Source organism: Agathobaculum sp., assembly GCF_050946325.1.
Classification (GTDB): domain Bacteria; phylum Bacillota; class Clostridia; order Oscillospirales; family Butyricicoccaceae; genus Agathobaculum.
Genome location: NZ_JBMNUP010000177.1, coordinates 1 through 3045, shown reverse-complemented (window position 1 = coordinate 3045; position 3045 = coordinate 1). Strand labels below are relative to the sequence as shown.

The following is a 3045-nucleotide window of genomic DNA, read 5'->3' as shown; positions in this document are numbered from 1 at the left end:
TGATCCGTGTAGATGATAAGCTCATTGGCGGCTGCGTCCACCTCGAACAGCACATCCTCCCATTCGCCGGTGGTTTCATTTTTGTACTTTGCGCCCACGCATTTTGCCGGGTCCTGCCCATCCTCGCAGTATGCCGTATCATAGGGGATGCGCAGGGTGATGAAGTCCGAAAGCTCGGACATTTCGCCCAGCTTGAAGCCGTAGGCTTCGATTTTGTAGCCTTCGTCTTTGTTTTCTTCCACGGGCTGCTTGGCTACGATCAATTCCGCTTCACCGTCCAACACATAGCCGCCCAGCTCTACGCTGACGCCATTTTCCAGTTTGACGCCGGTGACCTCCGGAGAAAGCGTTGCCGCGTCGCTTTTGCCGCCGCCCTCGCCATTGCCGCATCCGGCAAGACTGCCTAAAAGCAGCGCCGCCACAAGTAATATAGATACTGTCTTTTTCATTTCGGGTTCCTCCCTTTCGTTACCAATCATTGATTTCCGCCCGCACTCCTGTTTCGTGCCAAATCTTTTGCGCGATTTCCGTGACGTTTTGTCCGTTGGCCAGACCGTGCAGCAGACGGACGCACAGCATTTCGCCGTCTGCTCCGAAGGACAGGCAGATATTCTCTTTGTCGATTTGTACCTCTCGCAGCCGGACACCGTACACGCCCTCGCAGCCCCACTGATAAACCTTGTTCCCAAGAAGCAAGCCGAAGGTGGACACGATGGTTTCCTCTGCCTGTGTTTGGTTCGGTCGGGTTTCGGAAGTGACAACGGACGAGGGTACGGTCAGAATCCGGCTGTCGTAGATTACCATTGCCGCACCCAGCAATCGGCTTTGTCGGTATAGCAGAATCAGTGCCACGATGGTCGCACTACCGCAGGCAATGACCATTGCAAGCTTTTGTATCACGATGAACAGCACGGTCAAAAGTATGGCAGTCACAGAAATCACTACATAGATGTTTCGCCTGTCTTTTATCGCTTTCACCTTTGGCTCCACCTCCTTGTGCTACCCTAATCATAGAAAAAGCGGGGGTAGAAGTCCCCCGCCAAAAGTATAGTTTCACGCAAAAACCACCTATACTTTAGTATAGGTGGCCTTAAAAATCGCTTATTTACAGGCTTTTTAGCTATGCCTTGATCTGAGCCTTGAGTAAGGTGCTGATCAGCTCTGCCCGACTGCTCACACCGTACTTGGAGAGGATATTTCCCACATGGTACTTGACTGTACTTTCACCGACACACATGGCGGCAGCAATTTCCTTGTTCGTTTTTCCATCAAGGATCAGTGTAAGCACTTCGTTTTCTCGTTCTGTCAAAGGGTCAATCAGTTTTAGCTGACAAACGACCGCCGACTGCTGGTTCTCAGTCATATTTGCATAGGCAGAGAGGTAGACGTGGCTTTTCAGCAGCAGGGTGAGCTGCCGATTCAGTGGCGGCAGAATGACAAGCGTAACGCATACCACAGTCAGAGCAATCACAGCCACCTCCGCTTCGGGAAGTTGGATGGATGTGATAATGACGCCCAGCACATCGCCGCAGAGTACGCCCAGCACATTTGCGGAAAGACCGACACCGAACATTCTGGCAGGGTTTTGAGAGTAGTCCAGCATTTCGCCTATGATGCTCCACCAGAACAAGTCAAAGATACCGCAAGCTCCCAGCATCAGCGTATCGACTACCAGATAATCCACGGCGCCTCGGCCAAACAGCATGAAGGTAATATAGGTGGCGATTATCATGCCCATGCCAACATAGAGAAATAGAGAACGCTGCAATCTGTTCTTGGGTGAGAGGTTTCGCATAAAAGCAAGGGCGACGATGTAAGGCACAGACCAATACCAACTCACAAGGCCAGTCAAATGCTCAAACGCAGGGTTGATGACCTGATACATAAGCCCCGAAGTCACAGTGATGACAGCGACAAACAGGAACAAAACCAGTGTCGGCTTCCTAATATCGCTGGGAGATTTGCGCGCCGTTTCCGGCGTTGATGCCGTAATCGTTTCCTTGTCAGTTCCGGCAGGGAGTATTGCAATAAGCGCCTCGCCGAGAACAAGGCAGAGCATGGAGAGAAGCAGCCCGATGGTTTGCGACAGATTAACGGTGACTACGTTGATAGCGATCATTATGATGTTGGAAAAAACCAATACATCAGCGCAGGATTTTATCCTCTCATCTTTTGGCGTGTACCTTTTGAGAAAAAAGCCCCATGCCGCCACCGCACAGCCACCGGCATAGCCTGCCGCCACCAGCCCCACAAACCAAAGAGCGGTGGGCGCGAATAAGAACGGCGTTGTCGCAATCAGGCAAATTGCCATTCCGACTATCATAGCAGATTTTGCCCTGCTCGGCGTTTTGATAAAGAGGCCGCAGGAAAACAGGCCCGCAAAGTGAGCGACAATGGCTACGAGTATATATGTATTTGACTGTGTGCCAAAGGTGTCTATCGTGCGGTAAAGCACCTGTCCCTCAAATACGAACGAGAGAAGATAGGCAAAGAGGAATGAAAACGCAGCCACGGACAGCACTCTATAATCTTTGATACTTTTCACTTCTGCACCCCCTGTTCATCGGAGGCTCCGCCGCTCCTGACCCATTCATCAATTTCGGCAGTTTTGAAGCGCCACAGCTTACCAACCTTTGATGAAGGCATATTTCGCTGCTCAATCCAGCGCATGACTGTATGCCGTTTTACACCAAGGTAATCGCAAACCTCTTGCAAGGAAATCCATCTATCTTGAATATTGTTTTCTGACATAATAATTCCTCCGCTTTGGCCGATTCGGTAGACGATATGTATGGAATTATTATAGCAGTATTCAGTGGTAAGGGCAATTCGTTTTTGGTGTTTTGTGTAGTATTACGGTTTATTATTTTCAAAACTGGATAGTAACGCGAGGCAAGAAACCGGCGAGGCAAGAAACCGGGAAACCAGGAAACCGGGAAACCGGCAAGCAATGCCTGTGTTAATACACACAGGCTCCAGCGCGGTTATCACCGCCCTGGCTGCTTGTTGAGGGCAGCGCCCCCAAGCCCCCTTGAACAGCTCCGT

Annotated in this window: 4 protein-coding genes and 1 pseudogene; all 5 read right to left on the bottom strand. The window is 50.7% G+C overall.

Annotated elements, in window-relative coordinates:
* A pseudogene (locus ACOYIE_RS10185) lies at positions 1–449 on the bottom strand (hypothetical protein); the annotation flags it as partial.
* A gap of 19 nt (positions 450–468) precedes the next feature.
* A complete protein-coding gene (locus ACOYIE_RS10180; RefSeq protein ID WP_433412871.1) occupies positions 469–978 on the bottom strand; it encodes a hypothetical protein in 510 nt (169 codons plus the stop codon).
* Between the two features lie 142 nt (positions 979–1120).
* Complete coding sequence (locus tag ACOYIE_RS10175; RefSeq protein ID WP_433412869.1) at positions 1121–2545, bottom strand: LuxR C-terminal-related transcriptional regulator; 1425 nt, start codon at positions 2543–2545, stop codon at positions 1121–1123.
* Positions 2542–2751, bottom strand: coding sequence for a helix-turn-helix domain-containing protein (locus ACOYIE_RS10170; RefSeq protein ID WP_433412868.1), 210 nt, complete (start codon positions 2749–2751; stop codon positions 2542–2544). The genes ACOYIE_RS10175 and ACOYIE_RS10170 overlap by 4 nt, the downstream gene beginning before the upstream one ends.
* Positions 2752–2853: 102 nt before the next feature.
* The coding region (locus ACOYIE_RS10165) for a hypothetical protein (protein ID WP_433412866.1) at positions 2854–3045 on the bottom strand (192 nt) is incomplete at its 5' end.